The organism is Mesobacillus subterraneus (assembly GCF_020524355.2).
Lineage (GTDB): Bacteria > Bacillota > Bacilli > Bacillales > Cytobacillaceae > Mesobacillus > Mesobacillus subterraneus_C.
The window spans coordinates 380,363-401,435 of sequence record NZ_CP129019.1 but is presented as its reverse complement, the minus strand read 5'-3'; the positions used below and the strand labels follow the sequence as shown (position 1 = coordinate 401,435).

The following is a 21,073-nucleotide window of genomic DNA, read 5'->3' as shown; positions in this document are numbered from 1 at the left end:
GTAATTATTGTTTTCATATAAAGCAAGAAATAAAAGGGGGACTATGATGACTAATCATTTATATATGCGTTTCGTAAAACTTCCGATTTTATTGAGGATCCTGATGATTGCCGCTATGATGATTTCATTGTTTGGCATTGTCATTCATTTTGTTGAACCAAAAAGCTTTCCGACTGTTTTTGATGGTGTCTGGTGGGCTATCATAACTGCTTCAACAGTTGGATATGGAGACTTTTACCCGGTAACTACGATGGGGCGAATCACAGCCATCCTGCTTCTGTTGATTGGTACAGGGTTTTTATCCTCGTATTTTATCCATCTATCAGCAGCGACCGTCACCAAACAAAATGCCTATGCAGAGGGGAAAGTAGGCTATAGAGGAAGCAGCCATATCATCATTATCGGCTGGAACGAGAGGTCTCGTTCGGTTATTCGCTCTCTCATAGAGGCGGATGAAACTATCATATTAGTAGACGATTCACTCGGGTCAAATCCCATTGTGGATGATAATGTCCATTTTATCAGAGGCCGCGCGAATAAAGATGAAACCTTATTGAATGCTGGCATTTCAACAGCCAGGAAAGTGATTATTACATCAGACCAGAATCTTGATGAGCTGCAGGCCGATATGAATACAATCCTCACGCTGCTCGCCATCAAAGGATTAAATCCGGACATCCGCTGCATCGCTGAAATCCAGACGAGCGAACAAATCAATAATGCGAGGAGAGCTGGAGCTGATGAGCTGATTCCTGCAAACTCTCTGACCAGCGCGGTACTTTTGAATAGCATCGCCTCAGTGGAGGTCGTGGACCCTTTATTGGATTTACTGGGGCAATTGAATGGAAAGCGCTTGTCTTATATTGAACCGGAAGCTTCTCTTATCGATAAGGGCTTTCAGGAGGCAAGCAGCTTTCTGCTGAAAGAAAGAAACATTATATTGATTGGACGCAAAAGAGGGGATGACATAATCGTCAACCCCAAAAACAATATCAAAATTAAATACGATGATCAGCTGCTTGCAATACACAATGATCAATGAAGCAAAGCAGATTCAACTTCTCGAACAAGAGACCGGCCTACTTCGATATATTTTTCTGGAAAGCTTGCATCCTTATCAACCGGTTCCTGGAACTGGTTGAAGGATGCGCTCGCATTCCCGATCTCCGCATGATCATCGATCCCGCGCTGATATTTATGCGAAAGCAGGAAAGGCCGTTCAAATTGAACAGTACAGCCTTTCGAATCAAGCTGGCCATCAATTGCCTTGAACGGAAGCCTCAAAAACTGGTATCCAACTTCATCATCTATTTTATAATCGAACGCTCCATGGTCGTAATCCCAGTTTCCTCCGATGGAATATCCCAACGGTTTCAGCATCTGCTCCAGTTTAAAAAGATCAAAGTGCTTGCCCTCAAGCTCTGACTGTATCTCAATCAATGATCGTTCCGCCCTTCCAAGTGTGTTTATGCTTAGTTTTAACCAAAAGCGGTATTTTAATGAGCATTAAACGCTCGTTTAGGATGGATTCAAGCTTGAGGTAGGTGATACTGAAGAGTGTTTCACGTTTATTGGCGAAAAAATTTTTTATTGGCGTTTTCACAACTTTTATTGGCGAAAATCAAAATTTATTGGCGAACTGGAAATATCGCTCGATTTTTTCCAATTTTTAAAAAATTTAATTACTAAAAAGGAGCACCCAGCTCGTGCCGGGCACTCCTTTTTTGTGATTTATTTAAGTCGTTTTTCCAATTCTGCTTTCTTTTCTTCGAAGCCTGGTTTGCCGAGCAATGCGAACATGTTCACTTTGTACTCTTCAACGCCTGGCTGGTCGAATGGATTTACGCCGAGCAAATAGCCGCTCATTGCGCAGGCTTTTTCAAAGAAGTATACAAGGTAGCCGAATGTATACTCGTCAAGTTTAGGAATCGTCAGAACCAGGTTTGGTACGCCGCCATCAGTATGGGCAAGCATTGTTCCTTCAAATGCTTTATTGTTCACGAAGTCAACTGTCTTGCCAGCAAGGTAGTTCAACCCGTCTAAATCGCTTGCAGCCTCTTCAATCACCATTTCATGGCGAGGGTTCTCAACCTTGATGATAGTTTCGAACAAATCCCGGCGTCCTTCCTGCACATATTGACCAAGTGAGTGAAGGTCAGTCGAGAAGTTCGCTGAAGAAGGATAAATACCCTTCTGGTCTTTTCCTTCACTTTCGCCGAACAGCTGCTTCCACCATTCAGAGAAGTACTGAAGCGATGGCTCATAGTTGATCAGCATTTCGATTGTTTTACCTTTGTTGTAAAGCGCGTTTCGTACAGCTGCGTATTGGTAGGCAGGGTTTTCTTCAAGCTCGGACTTGCCGAAATCCTCCATCGCCTGTGCTGCACCTTTCATCATCGCTTCGATATCTGAACCGCTGACAGCGATTGGCAGCAAACCTACAGCCGTCAATACAGAATAACGTCCGCCAACATCATCAGCAATCACGAATGATTCATAGCCTTCTTCGTCAGCAAGAGTTTTCAATGCACCGCGTGCTTTGTCCGTTGTTGCATATATGCGTTTGCGGGCTTCTTTCACTCCATACTTCTCTTCAAGTAGCTTGCGGAAAATACGGAATGCGATCGCTGGCTCCGTTGTTGTACCTGATTTAGAAATAACATTGATGGAGAAATCTTTTCCATCTAAAAGGTCCATAACATCTGTCATATAACTTGAGCTGATGTTGTTGCCGATAAAAATGACCTGCGGTGTGTTGCGCTTTTCTTTCGGAAGAGCGTTATAGAAGCTGTGCTGCAAGAATTCAAGTGCTGCGCGAGCCCCTAAATATGAACCGCCGATTCCTACAACCAGCAATACATCAGAATCACTCTTGATTTTTTCAGCTGATTTCTGGATGCGTGCGAATTCTTCTTTATCATAGTCTACAGGCAGATCCACCCAGCCTAAGAAGTCGCTCCCTGCACCAGTTTTTTCGTGTAATGAATGATGGGCTACTTTTACAAAATCTCTTAAGTATGTAACTTCGTGTTCTCCAAAAAAGCTTAGCGCCTTTGAGTAATCAAAACGAACATGTGTCATGTCTGATCCTCCAATATTTTATATTCTCTATCACTTTAACGAAACAGATGCCAAGAATCAAGGAACATCCTTTAATGAAAGCGTGACCAATTATGAACTTTTCACTACTATTTTTTCATCTTTCGCCCACCTTATACAAACCTTCCTCCAGCATGCCTTTTTCACAGGGACAAGTATCTTCCATTTTCCCCTTATAGAACAAGATACCCGCCCATTTCCCCTTCATCTAAGGCATCATTGACCCTGGCTTTAAAAATGCAGAATGATTCAAGGCACCATTTTGGCTTTAACAATCAATCGATGTGTCGCAGTGTCAATCGGGGTACATGTAATGAGAGTCAATGTCTTTTCATCTTGACTGCTATTCAGCACTGAAACATCCTTGGGTTCCACTACCAGGGTGTCATAGACCTGGTATTTGTAAGTCCCTTTTTTATCCTTAACTGTAACAATATCACCAGCACCGATTTCATCAAGGCGATTGAACATTCTTCCGTAAGTGCGGCTGCGATGAGCAGCAATGGCACTGTTCCCTGCCATACCTGGAAGAGAAGTTCCAGACAAAAGGCCCGATGCCAGGTCCAGATTACGCGCTGAGGCCCCATATAGAATCGGAAGTCGCACGTGGATCTTATCTATTTCAATCACACCGAGAACCCCATCCTGTTCAGTATTTGTTCCTTTTATGGATGAACTCTCTTGATTATTTTTGCCAGCATTTCCAGCCGTGTCGGTATCCGTTTGATCGATTTCCGATGCTTCTGCTACTTGACTCTCTCCATTCATACTGAAAACCTCATTCAATTTTTCCAGGCTCTCATTGACGTCTTCTTTGCTAAAAGCTTCCTTAGCAGCTTCAGCCTCAACTACATCGATCTTCTCCCACTCACCTATCAATTTTTCCTGCTGATAATCTATACAAAGCTCCGACAAGGTAGGATATAAAAACAGGATTATACCAGAAAAGATCAAAAACAGTGACAGTCCTTTTTTCATTTAGCACACTCCAATAACGCTTAATTTTGTTCGCTCCGTTTTTCTTCACCGCTCTTTGCCAGGAGCGAAATCTATTTTGGGGTAAAATAAACCGGTTTTGGATAAAAGAAAGAGGGGAATTTCTTCCCCCCTACTCTGTTATAGCTGATTGATCGGCTTTTTCATTCTTAAAACTAAACCTGCTGTCATAAGAAGGAAGCCATAGATATAAAACATCATCTTGCTGTTTTCACCCGTTTTTGGCAGCATGTCGCCATACCAGCCTTGCTTTTCATCTCCATGACCTGAAGAGTCATTATCATTGTTATCAGGTTGGACAGCTCCTGTATCCTCATCATTATCATCATCGGAATCAATTCCAAGGACAGCTTCATTTATATCCACTTGAATAATCTCATTTTCCAGCTCAAAGGAAAGCATGTTCAAGGCAACTACTTTTGTTGTTCCATCCTCAAACTCAAACTCTATTCCAGTGATATCAGAAACATTTAAACCACTTGTAATGAAGAGTTTCCAGAGATAATTAAGCTTGTTAAATTCAAGGTTTTCGCCATCCTTGATCAGCAACGTCACCTTTACGACTGATTCAATATTTTTATTGATTGTGATGTACAGCTCTTTGACTATTTCAATTTCTACATCAGATTCTTCGTCTTCACCCGGTTCTTCAATATCATCTCCAGGTTCTTCTGTACCATCGCCTGGTTCTTCTGGATTTTCATCCTCTGGTATCGCACAGTCCTGCAGCCAGTAGTTAATCGAACCTTCTGCTTCTATACCTGTCTTGACTTCTTCCACACTATAGGTAATTTCAGCGCCTGACTCAAATTGAAGCTTAAATGCAGTGATGTCATCTTTAACAAATTCTCCCCCATCTTTTAGCTTATAAAGCGGAGAGTTTCCTGGATTCGTCATTTCAATCCATTCACCATTTAATTCAACAAAGACTTTCGCAACAGGTGCCACACAGTTTTTTAGGTGCAGGTGGATTTCTGTGCTTTTATTTCCTTTATTATCCCCTTGGCCATCTCCGGGTTCTTCCGTGCCTTCACCTGGTTCCTCTGTTCCTTCACCTGGATTTTCTTCCTGCTCATCTTCTGCTATGTGGCAGCCCTCAAGCCAATAGTTAATCGAACCTTCTGCTTCCACGCCTATCTTCACTTCTTCCATTCCATAAACTTGTTCTTCGCCTGATTCAAAAGAAAGCTTGAATGCAGTTATATCATCCTTTACGAATTCCCCGCCGTCCTTCAGTTTGTACAGGGGAGAGTTACCTGGATTCGACATCTCGCTCCATTTTCCGTTCAATTGAACTTCCACTTTTTCAACTGGTGCTGTGCAATTCTTTAGATGTAGATGGATTTCTGTGCTTTTATTGCCATTTTCCTTTGTACCTTCTTCAGATTCTTTGTCTTCCTGATTTGATTCATCGTTTTCTTCTTGGTTTGATTCATCGTTTTCATTCTGATTTGCTTCATCGTTTTCTTCTTGGCTTGAGTCATCGTTTTCATTCTGATTTGCTTCATCGTTTTCTTCTTGGCTTGAGTCATCGTTTTCATTCTGATTTGCTTCATCGTTTTCTTCTTGGCTTGAGTCGTTATTTTCTTCTTGATTAGATTCATCGTTTTGTTGCTCTTCAGCAGGTTCATTATCTTCTGCGGGCTCTTCGGATTCTCCGCCGCCATTATCTGTACCTTCTTCAGTTTTTTCTTCATCTGCAGGATTTGCTTCTTCTTGCTTGTAATAGAAGGCCACATGACTGATTCCTTTGTTATCTGGTGCAATAAGGCCAGATCCTTCAGTTGCGCCTTTTTCGTAGCTGTTAGTAAGTCCGCCTGGCCCACCTTTAACATATACCGAAAAAACAGGGATATTAGAAGACCAGCTGATACTTTTTGGTTCATTTTCTTCCACTGTAAAAGTAACATTTACAGTCAGCGGTCCATGTGTATACGTTCCATCCTTTAGATTGCTGCCTTCAATTTTAAACATGGTGTATCCTTCTTTTTCCGGCGCTGCTCCTCCATTACCATTTGCAAAAACTCCAGTGACCGGTACGGTGAGGGAAAATAACCATATAAATGCAACCCATGATAAAAATAATTTTTTCTTAAAAGTAGTTTTCAATTCGATTTCTCCTTTTTGAGTGATTTAAAACAATGCATAATTAATAAACTGAATATTCAGTAATTTCAAACGGTAAATAGCCTCCTTCTTATCGAAATACCCTTTTCATTGGACAAAAAAAACCGCCAGGAATGATTTCTTTCCATGGCGGCTGGACGATCATAGCTGCATTTTTGCAGCCTTAGACTCCTGGCTTTGCGTCCCTGCTTTTCAGCAGGTTTGCTATTAGCATGAATGTTGATTTTTCTTATGTATGTTACTCCTCTGGCTCCTTTGTCCTACATTTAGAGACTTACCACAGTTACCCAGCAACCTAAACATTTAGCCTCAGAAAAAATACTGGTAATTTTTTCTTAGGTTTCTTTAATTACCCGTAAATTATGAATATCGAAGTGTTGTTTTGCCTATTTTTAAAGAAACTCCATGAGAATTTTTGCCCACATAAAGACAAAGGACCCAGGGGATATCCCAGGGTCCTTCAGCTTTTATAATGACATACGATAAATTTCCATTACATCCTCTTTATTCAATTTTGCAAAGTTGCCAAATTCCCCATTGACCATTGCTTTATCAGCCATTAATTCAAGCTTGCTGTCATCAATGTCGTAATCAGCAAGTCTAGATGGGGCACCGATGCTGTTCCAGAATTCACGCAGCTTTTCGATACCTTCCAACCCAGCTTCTTCGTCTGTCTTGCCTTCTGGATTAACGCCGAAGACCCGTACAGCCATTTTCTTGAAGCGCTCTGGTTTCACTTTAAGGTTATACTTCATCCAGTTCGGGAACAGAATAGCCAGCCCGCCTCCGTGAGGGATATCATATACTGCTGATACGGCGTGCTCAATATTATGGGATGCCCAATCGCCGCGATAGCCCATATTAAGAATGCCGTTCAAGGTCATCGTTCCTGAGTAAAGAATCGTTGCGCGATACTCGTAGTTCTCTAAATCCTCAAGTAGCTTTGGAGCTGTTTCCATCACTGTCAAAAGTAAGGATTCGGCCATGCGGTCCTGGAATTCAGTATTCTCTGTCAGATGGAAATAATGTTCAAATACGTGGGACATCATGTCAACAATGCCGTAAATTGTTTGGTCCTTCGGAACGGTAAATGTGTTCACTGGATCAAGGATTGAGAATTTCGGGAATGAGACCGGGCTTCCCCAGCCATACTTTTCATTCGTTTCCCAGTTTGTGATGACAGAACCGGCATTCATTTCAGATCCTGTAGCGGCTAATGTCAAAACTGTTCCAAATGGAAGTGCTTCTGATGCAAAAGCCTTCTTTGTGACAAGGTCCCATGCATCGCCATCGTATTTTGCACCAGCAGCGATTGCTTTTGTGCAGTCAATGACACTGCCGCCTCCCACTGCGAGGATAAATTCAATGCCCTCTTCTTTGCAGATTTTCACACCTTTATGAACAGTCGACAGACGAGGATTTGGTTCCACACCGGAAAGCTCAAATACTTCCGCGCCAATCTCCTTTAAGGTCTCTATAACAGAATCATAAAGTCCATTGCGTTTGATGCTGCCTCCGCCATAAACCAGCAGAACTTTCTTGCCGTATGGAGGAACTTCGTTTTTCAATTCCTCAAGCTGCCCTTTTCCAAATATCAATTTCGTTGGATTGTAAAAAGTAAAATTATCCAATTAAATCACCTTCCTCTAGGGTTTATTATGTTCTTTTTCTAAAAGCATTGCAAAAAATACACTTCTTAATGTGCTCCAATGTACAGAGAAATGTTAAAAATTTTTTCATGAGGATAGGTAATAAATGCAAGAGAAATGAATAATTCATTTCGTGCTGAAACAATCTATAAAAGAACATATTTAATTTTAAGGGAGGAAACATCCATGAGCGGTATTCAACGTGCAGCACTAGTACTTACCATTATCGGCGCCATCAACTGGGGCTTAGTAGGATTCTTCCAATTTGACCTTGTTGCAGCTATTTTCGGCGGACAGGATTCAGCATTGGCTCGAATCATCTATGGATTAGTCGGTCTTGCGGGTCTCATAAATATCGGACTTCTATTCGCACCAAGCGAAAGGGAAGAGAGAGCGGCAGAACCAAGGGCAACTAGATAATTTAATTTCACATGAGAAAAGCGCAAGCGCCTTGGGCAGCCCCGACAAGCGCTGGAGGCCTGACAGTGAAGTCGTTCTTTGACTTCATTGGCAGGACCGAAGCGACTCGAGGGGCTAGGCGCTGGAGCTGGACACTAATCTAAATACAAAAAATTTATATTTTATTATTCAGTAAAAAACCCGCCAACGAAGGCGGGTTTTCCTGTTTATGATAATACTTTCTTGATTCTTTCTATTGCCCAATCCAGTTCTTCCTCACTGATGACAAGCGGTGGAGCGAAACGGATGACCGTATCATGCGTTTCTTTGCACAGCAGCCCTTCCTCTTTAAGCTCTTCGCAATACTTGCGTGCAGGCTCAGTTAGCTCGACACCAATGAACAAGCCGCGGCCACGGATGTCCTTAATGATGGAATTGTCAATTTCACGGAGCTTGCTAATGAAATACTCTCCCAGTTCAAGGGAACGGTCAGCAAGCTTCTCATCGATCAAGACATCAAGGGACGCAATGGATACTGCGCAGGCCATTGGATTGCCGCCGAAAGTGGACCCGTGGGAACCTGGGTTGAATACTCCTAGTACATCATTGTCGGCAACAACACATGAGATTGGGAAAACCCCGCCGCCAAGCGCTTTTCCTAGGATATACATATCAGGCTGTATTCCCTCCCATTCGCATGCGAACATTTTTCCAGACCGTGCGAGACCAGCCTGAATTTCATCCGCAATGAACAGGACATTGTTTTCTTTACATACATCGTAGGCAGCTTTCATGAAGCCTTCTGGTGGAATGACGATCCCGGCCTCTCCCTGAATCGGTTCAATCAAGAAGGCTGCAGTATTAGGAGTGACCGCTTCCTTCAGCGCATCAAGGTCACCGTAAGGGATCAGTTTGATTCCTGGCAGCATCGGGACGAAGCCACGTTTGTATTCTTCTTCAGACGATAAAGAAACTGCCGTCATTGTGCGCCCATGGAAGTTGCCGATACAAGCAATGATTTCAGCCTGGTTTTCCGCAACACCTTTCACATCGTATGCCCAGCGGCGAGCTGCTTTAATAGCCGTTTCTACTGCTTCCGCTCCAGTGTTCATCGGCAAAGCCATTTCTTTATTCGTCATCTTGCAAATCTTTTCATACCATGGTCCTAGCTGGTCATTGTGAAATGCTCTTGAAGTAAGAGTCACACGGTCCGCCTGATCCTTAAGCGCCTGGATGATTTTAGGATGGCGGTGCCCCTGGTTGACAGCTGAATAGGCACTAAGCATGTCCATATATCTGTTGCCTTCAGGATCCTCTACCCAAACACCCTCTGCATTTGAAATAACGATTGGCAGAGGATGATAGTTATTCGCACCATACTTTTGAGTCTGCTCGATCAAAGAACTAGTTTTTGTTGCCATGAACCTTCCTCCGTTCCAATGAAAAAATTGGTTAGACAATCATATTGTAACCTGTAAGCCGTTTCATTTTAACCCCCTAAAAAAGATTAAGGCCGTTTTTCCGCTTAACTGATATGCATAAGGACAGCTTTCTTTGGTTTTACGGGGTACTTGTCCGAAGTTGACGCGTGTTCTGACAGCTTTTCTTGATTCCCTCTGAAACCTGTCCGAAGTTGGCTCTTCTTCGGACAGCTTTTCTTGATTCTCGCTGAAACCTGTCCGAAGTTGGCTCTTCTTCGGACAGCTTTTCTTGATTTCCACTGAAACCTGTCCGAAGTTGGCTCTTCTTCGGACAGCTTTTCTTGATTCCCTCTGAATCCTGTCCGAAGTTGACGCGTGTTCTGACAGCTTTTCATGATTCCCTCTGAATCCTGTCCGAAAAGACCTCGGTTTCGCATCTCAAAGGTCCCTTTCCCATTCCATGCAAGAAAAAAAACCGGACGAAGTGTCCGGTTTCCCTAATCAAACTTATTTCTTAGCCATATCTGACTGGTTGATCCACTCTTGAAGCTTATCCTTCAAAGTGTTGAAGCCTTGAGCTGAGTCATCCTGGTGCTGAACTACAGCAGCTGGACGCTTGGCGCTGCGTGGCTTCTTAGCGCGTTGTGGTTGTTCTGGTGCTTCTTCAGTAGCACGGATTGATAAGCCAATTTTTCCAGCAGCTTCATCAATTGACAAAACTTTCACTTTCACTTCATCGCCAACTGTAAGGTGCTCGTTAACATCCTTAACATAACCGTGTGTGATTTCTGAAATGTGCACTAGACCTTGTGTATTTTCATCTAACGCTACGAAAGCGCCATATGGCTGGATTCCTGTAACTTTTCCTGTTAAAACGCTGCCTACTTGAATATTTTCTGACATGGAAACACTCCTATAAATTGTTTTATTTTATCCCATTAATACGCAATTAAAAATTATATCATATTCTCTAGCATTTATCAAAAGGAATAAGATAATTCTATATGAGTGTTTCCATTATTGGAATGGCAAAAACTGGACTTTCCAGACGCCGCCCTCCTGGACCATTTGGAAGACGGGTCCATCTGGACGTTCTGCATAATGCAACTGGACACCGACTACTTTCTCAGGGTCATCCTCCGCATGATAAAGTGTGGCATATTCATATCCTTTCAAAAGCGCATCGCCCAGATCCATATTTGCGATCTTTTGTTCTTTTATATATTGTTCCTTTGTAGGCTTCCCGTCATTCTGGCTATACAAAGCATACTTCGTTTCGTAATCCTTTAGGCTGTCAGCATAGAAATACAGTTGCATGATTTCGAAAGGTCCATAATCCTTTAGGATGTTAAAATCCTTTTTAGCCTTAAATCCCTTGTAAGCTGACAGAAGGTCGTCCGGCAACAGGTGTATACTTTGGGTAAATCTTTCTTCCTCGTACCCCTGCTGTGCCGGAATCTGAAGGTATTCAGGGAAAAGTTCGACCCTTAACGCAGTTGGTTTTTCAAAACCGGATTTCTCCAATTTTTCGTAGTGAGTTTTCAATGCCTCCGCAGTATCGGTGGCTGGATACTGTTTGATCACAAAATGATACGCCTTTTTAACCTCCTCTTTTAAAAGATTGTTCTCGTCGAACAACGGGTTCAACGAAGATCCAATTACAAATAGCGAAAATAAAGATTCGGCATCATTGACGATCGTTTGGTGGATCATGCTATCCTTCACGCCTTCGCTTTCCTTCTCAAGCTTGACTAATAGCTCCCCCAGTTGCTCATAGGACATTACAACCCCGTTTCGATCCTGGATGGTGTTGCTTCTTAAAACCAAGTATTTAATAAAATCCTCGTTTCCGTGTGGCTTCAAGCGCTCAGCAACTCTCAGGAAATCAATGTAAGGCAGGATCTTTCCATCCTCTTCCCTGAAAGCATACCCATTATCAACAGCTCCTGTCGCCAGCTTTTTCAAACTTTCAGATGGCAAGCCCTTTCCGCCCCCATTTAGCTTTTTAACTACTTCTGAAGCCTTTTCCTTTTTCATGACCTGATCTAAATCCCATTCATATAACACCATGGATTGAATATAAGCCCCCAAATAGGATTCGAGCTGCAAAGATAACAATTCTTCTTTTCGCCCGACTTCTTTGTTGGCCTCCTCTTTCGAAATGTCAGCAATCAGTTCTGCAGGCAGCGTAAATCCCTCATCGATTGTCCCTCTTAGTTCTCTGACAACTTCTTTGAATTCAGTACGATCTGTGTTTTCAAGATTTTGAAGAATTTCCGCTTCCGTTGCCTTAAGTTCATCCATGCTATGAAACAGCCAATTTTCATAACCTGCTCCAAGGCCTAATTTTTCTTTCGTCTCCTTCTGTCTCACTGAATAATATTTTCGCAGTTCTTCAAACTCTGCCTTCACGTCATCTTCATCCAGCTCAACAGCTGCATTATCGCCGGAGACTTGGTGCTGTTCTGATTTCTCGCCGGAAGGGACATGGTCTCCAATATATTGCATCATCAAAACTCCTGCAATCATTCCCACTCCAATAAAGCTGGCGGCATATGGCAGGTGAAACCACTTATTTTGCTTTTGCTTCTTTTGGTCTTTCTTGATTGTCGCGAGGATCGCTGAACGATTCTCATCTTCAGGCATCTCATTGTATGCTTTTTTCAGGTTCTCCAAACGCTTTTCCAATAACTGATCATCCATGGTTTGCACCCTCCTTCTTTTCGGCTAGAGTGAGCAGTTTCTTCAAGTGTTCCTTTCCTCTTGACATCCGTGTCTTTACATTTGCCAGCGACACCCCTGTAATTTCAGAGATTTCATCGTAGCTTTTTTCGTGAAAATAAAAGAGGACGATTGGTGCGCGATATTTCTCATCAAGCTTTTGTATGCACTCATGCAAAGTCCTGTCTTCTTCATACCGCAGAATGCTTTCTTCTGCTGTTTTTCCGTTGTACGTTCGCTCCTTGCCAATTTTCAGGACCTTTTTGATCTGCCTTTGCTTGCTCCGGGCAAAATCCCTCGTTACATTCAAGGTGATTTTATAGAGCCAGGTTGTGAATTTGGCATGAGAAAATTGGTCGAGGAAGCGGTATACCCTGACGAATACTTCCTGAGTGATATCATCTATGTCGTCATATTTATTTCCAAGCTGGAAGGCAAAGCGCTTGACGGTTGGAGTATGGATATCAATCAACTCCGCGAAAGCCTGCATATTGCCATTCCGGGCACGGAACACTAATTCATCATCATTCATTTTGGAACCCCCCAAACTGATACCTTATCTTCTTTTTTAACGGAGACGGCTGCGGCCGCTTGCAGTTCCGTTTCTTCAGGCGAAAGTCGCTTCATCTATAAAACGGAGTGTTTAGTTTTTTGTTTCAAAAAAATAACAAAAAGCTAAAATATTGTTTAAAGCCTGAAAACACTATGCTTTTTCTTGAAAAAATAGTAACATGAAAAGGTATTTTTTCATTTTGTCAGAAAATATAAATATTCAGATTTTTTAAAGGGGGTTTTCTCATGAAACAGCAAGAACAATGGACATCTAAGCTCGGGTTCATCCTGGCTGCGGCGGGATCCGCCATCGGACTCGGGGCGATTTGGAAATTTCCCTATATGGACGGAACAAATGGAGGGGGCATTTTCCTGATCTTCTTCCTGCTGATGACTATTTTTATTGGGGCGCCTATTTTGTTGGCTGAATTCATCATTGGCCGGAACACCCAAAAGGACGCCGTTATGTCTTATAAACACCTTGCTCCAAAAAGCGCATAGCCTTTGCTTGGATATGGCGGTGTCATTGCTTCCTTCCTGATCCTGTCTTTTTACAGTGTTGTCGGCGGCTGGATCCTATCCTATTTAGCGCGGAGCTTCACTGGATCACTTTCAGGATTGACCCAGGCAGAATATGGTGCAACATTTGAAAGCATCATATCCAATCCTTTTGAAGCAGTTGGGGTACAGCTTTTATTCCTGATTTTAACCGTCTGGGTCGTACAGGGCGGCATCCAGCAGGGCATTGAAAAAGCGAGCAAATACATGATGCCCGCTCTGTTCATCCTATTTATCATCCTGGCAATCAGGTCTTTGACACTTGATGGAGCAATGGATGGGGTAGAGTTTTTCCTGAAGCCTGACTGGTCAGCTGTAACAGGGCAAACCATTTTGATGGCACTGGGACAGTCCTTTTTTGCTTTAAGTGTCGGACTGTCCGTAATGGTAACTTACGCTTCTTATTTGTCCAAAGGGGAGAGCCTGGCAAAATCCGCGCTTTCAGTAGTCGGTTTGAATATTCTCATATCACTGCTCGCCGGCCTTGTCATTTTCCCGGCTGTATTCGCGCTTGGTTTTGAGCCAGAAGCAGGACCTGGACTTGTTTTCGTAGTGCTGCCTGCTGTTTTTAACGAAATAGCGTTTGGCGGTTTATTCCTGACGATTTTCTTGATATTACTGCTTTTCGCGACACTGACCTCCGCGTTTTCAATACTTGAAATCATCGTCGCCGTACTTTCTAAAGGAGACAAAAATAAACGAAGAAAGTTTTCGTGGATTGCGGGCCTGCTTGTTTTTGCTGCGGGAATCCCGAATGCCCTATCTTTCGGAGTCTTATCAGAAGTGAAATTTTTCGGTAAAACCTTTTTTGATCTTGCAGACTTCCTGACAAGCAATATCGCTCTGCCGGTTGGCGCATTCTTCATATCCATATTCGTCGGGTATGTGCTTCCCCGAAAAATGGTCAAACGTGAAATGGAGGAAGGCAAGGGAATTAATCCGCTATTATTCAACATCTGGTACTTCTCCATCCGCTATATCGTACCTATTGGTATTGGCATTGTTTTTTTACATTCGATCGGTATAATCTAAAGTTAAGAAAACGTTCACATTATTGTCGATATTTTCAAAAATTTAATGATAAACTTATAGTAAGAGATATTTTATTTTTGGAGGTGATGAGCGATGACTGCAATAGGCCAGAATATCAAGGTTTGCCGTGAACGAGCAGGAATTTCACAGGAGGAACTCGCTTTAAAAATCAGGGTAGGTACGCGGACGATTCAAAGATACGAAAGCGGCGAGCAGACACCTAAATCGCAGACGATTCTAAAGATCTCAACTGCCCTCGATGTCCCTGCGTCAGAGTTAATGGGAGATATATATTACGCTGCACCACCAGAACTCGACGAAAGACCAAGCAGCTTGTAGCCTGAATATTCATCATACACCTTAGCAGGCAGACTTTCTGCCTGTTTTATTTTTTATAAAAGCTCTTTTAAACTTTGTTGCTATTGACAACAAAATAGGATGGAATGAGCTATGTTTCCTCACAAATGAAAGCTTATTATGAGAAAAGAGCCTGCACACTTAATATCGAACTTCAAACTGGCTTTTTATCACGTTAAAATCGGCTTTAGGATTTTAACAACCATTTTCTCGAAAACAATCTTTATAAAAACCTTTTCGTTAAAAATACTGAAAATAATGTATACTATTCTGCCAATCTGGCTATCCTAGTACCATAAGGCTTTCTAGTATTCCCCCCTTTTTTAATGGGCACCAGTATTGGTGTCCATATTTTTTTGTTTCTGGTGATTTTTTTAGTGTGAAGTCACGTTTTGCGGGGAAAATAAATGGCATACCTTGTCTAATTTGCTAATCATGTCAGGAGTGAGAGCCGATGGAGTTCGCCAGAAATAAAACCGTAAGAGGGATCGATCTTTACTATGAGCACTACCAGAATCCAGAATCGAAGGAAACACTGGTATTGCTTCATGGATTTCTTTCCTCAACTTTCAGCTTCAGGCATTTGGTCCCCCTGTTAAAAGAGGATTATAACGTCATTTCTGTGGATCTTCCCCCTTTTGGGAAAAGCGGCAAGATCTCCAGCTTTAAATATTCCTACGAGAACCTTGCTGCGACGGTTGTTGAATTGATGAAATCCCTTGGCATCCGTGAATTCAATGTAGTTGGCCATTCAATGGGCGGCCAGATAGCGATGAACATCCTATTGCATCACCCGGACCATGTGAAAAAAAGGAATTTTGCTTTGCAGTTCAGGATATTTGAAAAAGGCAAAGCTCCCGCTCGTACTTTCAAGCTACATTCCTTATTTCCATCTGTATGTAAAGTTTCATCTGGCACGCTCCGGAGTAAAGCAGAACCTGCAAAACGTCGTCTATGACCATTCATTGATCAATGATGAGATGCTGTATGGATATCTTTCTCCATTTTTAGAGGATGAAATTTTCAAAGCCTTGACGATGATGATCCGCCACAGGGAGGGCGATCTTGCAGCGGAGGAATTGCGAAGAATAGATGCGCCATGCCTGCTGATCTGGGGTGAACATGATAAAGTCGTTCCGGTCCGTATTGGGAGAAAGTTGAATAATGACTTGAAAAATTCAGAGCTTGTCATTTTAAAGGAAACTGGTCACCTTGTCCCCGAGGAACGCCCTGAAGATGTCCACCAGCTCATCAACAGGTTTATGGCAGCAGAGGAAACAGCAGGAGCAACAGCAAACGGCAGCCTTTGATGGCTGCCGTTTCTGTTAGTGGATTGTGCTCATTTTTATAGAGAACATGCGTCCTTGTTCTTGATTGCCAGCAATTTGTTCGCCATCGAAAGACACTCTTCGTATGGCAAAACTTCTTCAAATGAAAATTCAAAAACAGACTGAATCTTTTCGGCGATTTTATCGGCTTCGTCATGATCATGGACAGCCTGAAGGATATCGGCGATTTCCGGATCGAACTGGCCTGCGCCTACCTTGAAAGGATCCCATTTATTTAAAACATCGATCAATTTATAACTAAGTTCTTTAGATTCCAAATTCAATCACCTGATTATTTTTTAAAAATATCTTATCATATTGTTAGTGAGAGATAAATTTTTCAGGAAAAGGCGGTGCGTACATATGGAAAGAATAGATTTTGACAAAGTAGTGGACCGGAACAATTCACATTCAGTGAAGTGGGATGCTGTCGATAAGGTTTTCGGCAAGGACGATATCCTGCCAATGTGGGTCGCGGATATGGACTTCCATCCTCCACAGGCAGTTACCGATGCACTGAAGGACCGGATCGAACACGGGGTTTTTGGATATACGTTTGTCCCGATGTCAGTGACAGAAGCCATCCGGGACTGGATGAAAAAACGCCATGACTGCGAGTTCAAGAAATCATCTATCGTTTTTAGCGAAGGCGTTGTCCCTTCAATCAGCACGGCAATTCGGGCATTTACTGAAAAAGGCGATAAAGTGCTTGTTCATTCTCCTGTGTACCCACCATTTTTCAACATGGTCAATAATAATGACAGAACTCTGGTAACATCTAATCTTCTTTACGAAAACGGGAGATTCGAACTCGACTTTGCTGACTTTGAAGCAAAGCTGAAAGAAGGAGTGAAGATGTTCATCCTTTGCAACCCGCATAACCCGGGTGGCAGGGTATGGACGAGAGAAGAGTTGGAAAAAATCGGCGACCTGTGCGTGAAGCATGACTGCCTGATCGTTTCTGATGAGATTCACTCCGATTTAGTGTTTAAGCCTAATGTCCATATCCCAATCGCATCAATCAAGGATGAGTTCAGGGAAATCACGACGACATTCGTTGCGCCAAGCAAAACATTCAATCTTGCTGGCCTGCAGGCATCTGCCGCATTGATTCCTAACAAGGATTTGAAGGTGAAATTCAAGGAAATCCATGAGCAGCAAGGCTTCTTCACATTGAATGCCTTCGCGATCGCCGGAATGGAGGCAGCCTACCGCGGTGGCGAGGAATGGCTTGATCAACTGCTAGCTTATCTGGATAAGAATATGAAAATCGCTACAGACTTCATGGCAGAACATCTGCCCGCACTGAAGCCGATGAAAGCAGATGCCACTTACCTTTTGTGGATCGATTGCCGCGAGCTTGGACTGAGTGACGAGGAGATAAAGGATACGCTGCTCAACAAAGGCAAGCTTGGACTTGAACCAGGAACGAAGTACGGTGAAGGCGGAGAAGGCTTCGTCCGGATGAATCTCGCCTGCCCGCGTGAGACTTTGTATGATGGACTGGAAAGACTGAAACTTGCGTTTAGTTAGACTTTCAGAATGCAAAAATGGAGCCGTCCCAATCGGGATAGCTCCATTTTTATGCACTGACTTCCAGCGCTTCGTAATATGGCTCCAGGGAATAGCCGATGATCGTGTCCATGAACGGATGCAGTTTTTCAGGAATCAGCACACGAGCGTAATCCCACGCATTCATCTCAATCTGGAGAGCAATCTTCTTCCTTAACAAGTCATTGCCGGTTTCCTCCATCCGCAGGATTAGCTCGGCAAGTTCGCGGTCCTCGGCATGGTCAATTTCATGTGCAAAAACGACCGAAAGATAATCTTCAAATTGATTTAATGACGAAAAGAGCTGCAGGCATTGAGCCTTGATCTCTTCAATATATAAAGTAATTGTATGAGTTCCAAAATTATATTTCCCGCCCGCAAACCGGTCCCCAGGAAAGAAATCCTCAAGTTCCACTAGGACACTGCTGCCAGATTGGACATGCAATGTCTTGACTATATTCTCTATCTGTAAGTTCTTCAATTTATACCCCTACTCTTGAATTTAGAATACAAATGGTATTATAACGCTTTTGAAAAATAATGAAAACATGACATTTACCCCGATTTAACCTATTCTGCAGCGATTTTCGTAGGGGTAATTCTTCATTTTACATTTATATAGCGAAAATCTTGATTTTATAGCGAAAAAATAAATTTAATAGCGAAAAGTAAAATTTTATAGCGAAATTAGCCATTTAATAGCGAAAATCTAGTTTTAATAGCGAATTGGAAATTCCGCTCGATTTTTACCAGTTCCAGTTCAAGCCATAAAAAAGAACAGCCGCTGATCAGCTGTTCTCCTTTGTATCGTTCATTCGCTTCATGATTTCCTGCTCGTGTTCTTTGGCTTTCTGCGCTTCCCTTTTGGAAACTTTAATGATGTATCTCATCGTCAGGACCGCCCCAATCAGAAAAACGAGTGAAGTGATCGCGGCTGGGATATATTCAGTCTTGTCTTCTGGAAAATATAAAAATAATGAGATGACAAACCACTTACTCATTCTCATCTTCCTTTCTTAAGCTCTCAAAACATTATATCAAGCTTTAGGAATCCGTCCAACATGATGCCCTGTGCTACTTCAATACATTGATTTTTTCGATGACGACATCTTTCTCCGGCTTGTCCCCAGCCGCTGTTGGAGTTGCAGCAATTTTGTCCACTACATCCATTCCCTCAACCACTTGTCCGAAGACGGTATGTCTGCCATCAAGATGAGGCGTCCCGCCGTTTTCATACATCTTTAGCACTTCTTCCGGATAGCCTGCCTGCTTCATCTTTTCTGGCAAACTAGCATCCAGCTCTTTATTCTGGACGATAAAAAACTGGCTTCCATTCGTGTTTGGCCCTGAGTTGGCCATCGACAATGCACCGCGGATGTTGAAAAGCTCTTTTGAAAATTCGTCTTCAAACGGACCGTCGTAAATGCTTTCGCCGCCCATTCCAGTTCCATTAGGATCACCGCCCTGGATCATGAACCCATCAATGACACGGTGGAAGATGATGCCTTCATAGTATCCATCTTCGCTGTGCTTAATAAAATTCTCTACTGCCTTTGGAGCCTGTTCTGGGAAAAGCTTGATTTTAACTGTTCCCATCGAAGTGACCATTTCCACAAGCCTTTCATTATCCTGGACTTCAGCTGTCGCTTGAGGGTAATCAAGATCCTCCTCGGCTTGGCCAGGTTGTCCAGCATTCGTTGTTTCTTCCTTCTGCTCGTCTGCTTCCTGCTTCTCATCAGCCGTGCCGCATCCTGCAAGTACAACCATCATTGCAAATAAAATCGCGAATATTTTTTTAGTCATTGTATGTATCCCTCCTATTAGACACTTTAAACGATTCCAAAATGTTTTGCATCTGTCTTTTTTGCTATAATATAAGAAAAGCGCAAGCGCCTTGGTTAGCCCCGACAAGCGCTGGAGGGCCTGACAGTGAAGTCGTTCTTTGACTTCATTGGCAGGACCGAAGCGACTAGAGGAGTTAGGAGCCGCAGCTAGACATGCGTCTCGAGGGGCTAGGCGCTGAAGCTAGATACTAATCTAAGTGCAAAAAAATTATGCTTTCTTATTCAGTAAGAAAATATCTTGAACCCGAAAGGAGCTTCAACATGGCTGAATTGAACATCGGCGATCAGGTAACCGGTATTTATAAGACCGGCAAATACATAGGTGAAATTACGGAACGCAGACCACAGCACTATCTTGTCCGAGTATTGGCTGTCTCAAAACATCCAATGCAGGGCGACCTCCATAATCCAAAGAATGCAGAAGTTGGCTTTTTCCATGAAAGAAAAGCACTTTCCTACCGCGAACAAGCAAACATCCCGGAAAAAATGGTCAAGCCATTTGATGGGGATATCCCTGAATACACACAGTCATTAAAAGAAGCTACAATTAAGCTTCGTGCTGAACTACAAGGCGACGATTCTGCCTGGGCGCAGCAAAGCTTAAAAAACCTTGAGGCTTTGGAGAAAGATTATTTTAAATAACATACGCAAAAAGCCAGATTGTCTAATCCAATCTGGCTTTTTTATGCGAATTTATTGAGCAGTTTAGAAAAATCGACCATATCTCCAATTGTTGCTGGTTCTGGTTTTTGAAGATATTGTTTGTCTTTTTCGACGAGCTTATAAATATGGTATGTCGTCAAAGCATCATCCAGTGCGCGGTGATGTTTTCCAGTTCCTTCCCTGCCATACTCCTGTACCGCCTTCCATAGACCCGTCTGATTCTGGTCGCCGAAGAAGCGCTTATACTCCATTGACAAATCAATTTGCTTTCCTGGCAGCGGAAAAGCTACTGAAGCCTGTTGGCAATTTTGCTGTAATACCTTCATGTCCATATTGCCCCAAGTGACAATCTGGCAATTCTTGTTTCCGCCCATCGATTTAAGCTTATCTACCAAAGCCTTGAACGTGATACCTGAATTCACCTGCTCTTGAGAAATGTTCAGGAATGAACGGCAGCGTTCTGTCAAAATCGGAAATCGCATCGGCCTTACATAAGACGAAAATTGTTCAACAATCTTGCCGTTCTCAACAAGAACTGCGCCAGCTTCAATGATTTCCGGGTAAAAGCCTCTTCTCCTGCTGTTGCGGTCAGGCATCGTAAACTCAAAATCAATAAATAATGTTGTCCTTTCTTTTTCGCTCATGCTTCCCCAACTTTCTGAAAAGCCAGTAGTTGTATGTAACCAGTATATGCTTTTCGATCGATTATTTTTTCTATTATATCACGTTTCTTCGTAAATTTTTAAATTTTCTGCAATTTATGCTTAGCATTTTTT

Annotated in this window: 22 protein-coding genes, 1 pseudogene and 1 riboswitch; of the genes and pseudogenes, 9 read left to right on the top strand and 14 right to left on the bottom strand. The window is 42.7% G+C overall.

Annotation, left to right across the window (positions count from 1 at the left end):
- Positions 1-43 precede the first annotated feature (43 nt).
- Positions 44-1,042, top strand: a complete 999-nt coding sequence (locus tag LC048_RS01920; protein ID WP_371931980.1) for a potassium channel family protein — start codon at positions 44-46, stop codon at positions 1,040-1,042.
- Here the strand turns inward: LC048_RS01920 and LC048_RS01915 are convergent.
- The 5 genes from LC048_RS01915 to LC048_RS01895 form a co-directional block, all read right to left on the bottom strand.
- Positions 1,036-1,440 carry a YugN-like family protein gene (locus LC048_RS01915; RefSeq protein ID WP_102264151.1) on the bottom strand — a complete coding sequence of 135 codons (405 nt, stop codon included), beginning with the start codon at positions 1,438-1,440 and terminating at the stop codon, positions 1,036-1,038. The genes LC048_RS01920 and LC048_RS01915 overlap by 7 nt on opposite strands.
- A 291-nt stretch (positions 1,441-1,731) precedes the next feature.
- Positions 1,732-3,081, bottom strand: coding sequence for a glucose-6-phosphate isomerase (locus LC048_RS01910; protein WP_226601829.1), 1,350 nt, complete (start codon positions 3,079-3,081; stop codon positions 1,732-1,734).
- A gap of 267 nt (positions 3,082-3,348) precedes the next feature.
- Positions 3,349-4,077: a class D sortase gene (locus tag LC048_RS01905; RefSeq protein ID WP_226601828.1), complete on the bottom strand. Its 729-nt coding sequence runs from the start codon at positions 4,075-4,077 to the stop codon at positions 3,349-3,351.
- 138 nt (positions 4,078-4,215) lie between these two features.
- On the bottom strand, positions 4,216-6,204 hold the full coding sequence (locus LC048_RS01900) for an LPXTG cell wall anchor domain-containing protein (RefSeq protein ID WP_226601827.1): 1,989 nt from the start codon (positions 6,202-6,204) through the stop codon (positions 4,216-4,218).
- 143 nt (positions 6,205-6,347) lie between these two features.
- Positions 6,348-6,438, bottom strand: a riboswitch (cyclic di-GMP riboswitch).
- Positions 6,439-6,689: 251 nt separating this feature from the next.
- Positions 6,690-7,853, bottom strand: a complete 1,164-nt coding sequence (locus LC048_RS01895) for an iron-containing alcohol dehydrogenase (RefSeq protein ID WP_306049299.1) — start codon at positions 7,851-7,853, stop codon at positions 6,690-6,692.
- A gap of 204 nt (positions 7,854-8,057) precedes the next feature.
- Between LC048_RS01895 and LC048_RS01890 the strand changes: the two genes are divergently transcribed.
- The gene (locus tag LC048_RS01890; RefSeq protein WP_023626663.1) at positions 8,058-8,291 is read left to right on the top strand and encodes a DUF378 domain-containing protein; all 234 of its coding nucleotides are present in this window, start codon (positions 8,058-8,060) and stop codon (positions 8,289-8,291) included.
- Between the two features lie 11 nt (positions 8,292-8,302).
- Positions 8,303-8,434 carry a hypothetical protein gene (locus LC048_RS01885; protein ID WP_264188342.1) on the top strand — a complete coding sequence of 44 codons (132 nt, stop codon included), beginning with the start codon at positions 8,303-8,305 and terminating at the stop codon, positions 8,432-8,434.
- 63 nt (positions 8,435-8,497) lie between these two features.
- Here the strand turns inward: LC048_RS01885 and LC048_RS01880 are convergent, their stop codons facing one another.
- The 4 genes from LC048_RS01880 to LC048_RS01865 all read right to left on the bottom strand — a co-directional run bounded on the left by LC048_RS01880 (position 8,498) and on the right by LC048_RS01865 (position 12,944).
- Positions 8,498-9,691 (bottom strand): ornithine--oxo-acid transaminase, encoded by a 1,194-nt coding sequence (locus tag LC048_RS01880; RefSeq protein ID WP_306049298.1) that lies wholly within the window; start codon positions 9,689-9,691, stop codon positions 8,498-8,500.
- 507 nt (positions 9,692-10,198) lie between these two features.
- Positions 10,199-10,594: a S1 domain-containing post-transcriptional regulator GSP13 gene (gene yugI / locus LC048_RS01875; protein ID WP_102264158.1), complete on the bottom strand. Its 396-nt coding sequence runs from the start codon at positions 10,592-10,594 to the stop codon at positions 10,199-10,201.
- Between the two features lie 114 nt (positions 10,595-10,708).
- On the bottom strand, positions 10,709-12,394 hold the full coding sequence (locus tag LC048_RS01870; RefSeq protein WP_226601824.1) for a hypothetical protein: 1,686 nt from the start codon (positions 12,392-12,394) through the stop codon (positions 10,709-10,711).
- Complete coding sequence (locus LC048_RS01865) at positions 12,387-12,944, bottom strand: RNA polymerase sigma factor (protein ID WP_226601823.1); 558 nt, start codon at positions 12,942-12,944, stop codon at positions 12,387-12,389. Before LC048_RS01865 ends, LC048_RS01870 begins: the two co-directional genes overlap by 8 nt.
- A 266-nt stretch (positions 12,945-13,210) precedes the next feature.
- Between LC048_RS01865 and LC048_RS01860 the strand changes: the two are divergent.
- The 4 genes and pseudogenes from LC048_RS01860 (at position 13,211) to LC048_RS24885 (ending at position 16,221) form a co-directional block, all read left to right on the top strand.
- Positions 13,211-14,554, top strand: a pseudogene (locus tag LC048_RS01860) (sodium-dependent transporter).
- A gap of 93 nt (positions 14,555-14,647) precedes the next feature.
- On the top strand, positions 14,648-14,893 hold the full coding sequence (locus LC048_RS01855) for a helix-turn-helix domain-containing protein (protein ID WP_226601821.1): 246 nt from the start codon (positions 14,648-14,650) through the stop codon (positions 14,891-14,893).
- A gap of 472 nt (positions 14,894-15,365) precedes the next feature.
- The gene (locus tag LC048_RS24890; RefSeq protein WP_371931979.1) at positions 15,366-15,869 is read left to right on the top strand and encodes an alpha/beta fold hydrolase; all 504 of its coding nucleotides are present in this window, start codon (positions 15,366-15,368) and stop codon (positions 15,867-15,869) included.
- Positions 15,751-16,221, top strand: coding sequence for an alpha/beta fold hydrolase (locus LC048_RS24885; RefSeq protein ID WP_371931978.1), 471 nt, complete (start codon positions 15,751-15,753; stop codon positions 16,219-16,221). Before LC048_RS24890 ends, LC048_RS24885 begins: the two co-directional genes overlap by 119 nt.
- A gap of 35 nt (positions 16,222-16,256) precedes the next feature.
- On the opposite strand, the gene LC048_RS01845 is transcribed toward LC048_RS24885, so the two are convergent.
- Positions 16,257-16,517, bottom strand: coding sequence for a DUF1871 family protein (locus tag LC048_RS01845; protein ID WP_226601819.1), 261 nt, complete (start codon positions 16,515-16,517; stop codon positions 16,257-16,259).
- 85 nt (positions 16,518-16,602) lie between these two features.
- Between LC048_RS01845 and LC048_RS01840 the strand changes: the two genes are divergently transcribed.
- Entirely contained in the window at positions 16,603-17,772 is a 1,170-nt protein-coding gene (locus LC048_RS01840) for a MalY/PatB family protein (protein WP_264188339.1), read from the top strand.
- Between the two features lie 49 nt (positions 17,773-17,821).
- Here LC048_RS01840 and LC048_RS01835 read toward each other — a convergent pair whose 3' ends face one another.
- From LC048_RS01835 to LC048_RS01825, 3 genes are all read right to left on the bottom strand, one after another.
- Entirely contained in the window at positions 17,822-18,271 is a 450-nt protein-coding gene (locus LC048_RS01835) for a hypothetical protein (RefSeq protein WP_306049295.1), read from the bottom strand.
- A 307-nt stretch (positions 18,272-18,578) separates the two neighbouring features.
- Positions 18,579-18,791: a hypothetical protein gene (locus tag LC048_RS01830; protein WP_226601817.1), complete on the bottom strand. Its 213-nt coding sequence runs from the start codon at positions 18,789-18,791 to the stop codon at positions 18,579-18,581.
- Positions 18,792-18,864: 73 nt separating this feature from the next.
- Complete coding sequence (locus LC048_RS01825) at positions 18,865-19,593, bottom strand: peptidylprolyl isomerase (protein ID WP_226601816.1); 729 nt, start codon at positions 19,591-19,593, stop codon at positions 18,865-18,867.
- A gap of 302 nt (positions 19,594-19,895) precedes the next feature.
- Here LC048_RS01825 and LC048_RS01820 point away from each other — a divergent pair, with 302 nt between their 5' ends.
- The gene (locus tag LC048_RS01820) at positions 19,896-20,276 is read left to right on the top strand and encodes a kinase-associated lipoprotein KapB (protein WP_226601815.1); all 381 of its coding nucleotides are present in this window, start codon (positions 19,896-19,898) and stop codon (positions 20,274-20,276) included.
- A 41-nt stretch (positions 20,277-20,317) separates the two neighbouring features.
- Here the strand turns inward: LC048_RS01820 and kapD are convergent, their stop codons facing one another.
- Positions 20,318-20,941, bottom strand: coding sequence for a 3'-5' exonuclease KapD (gene kapD, locus LC048_RS01815; RefSeq protein ID WP_226601814.1), 624 nt, complete (start codon positions 20,939-20,941; stop codon positions 20,318-20,320).
- Between the last annotated feature and the right edge of the window lie 132 nt (positions 20,942-21,073).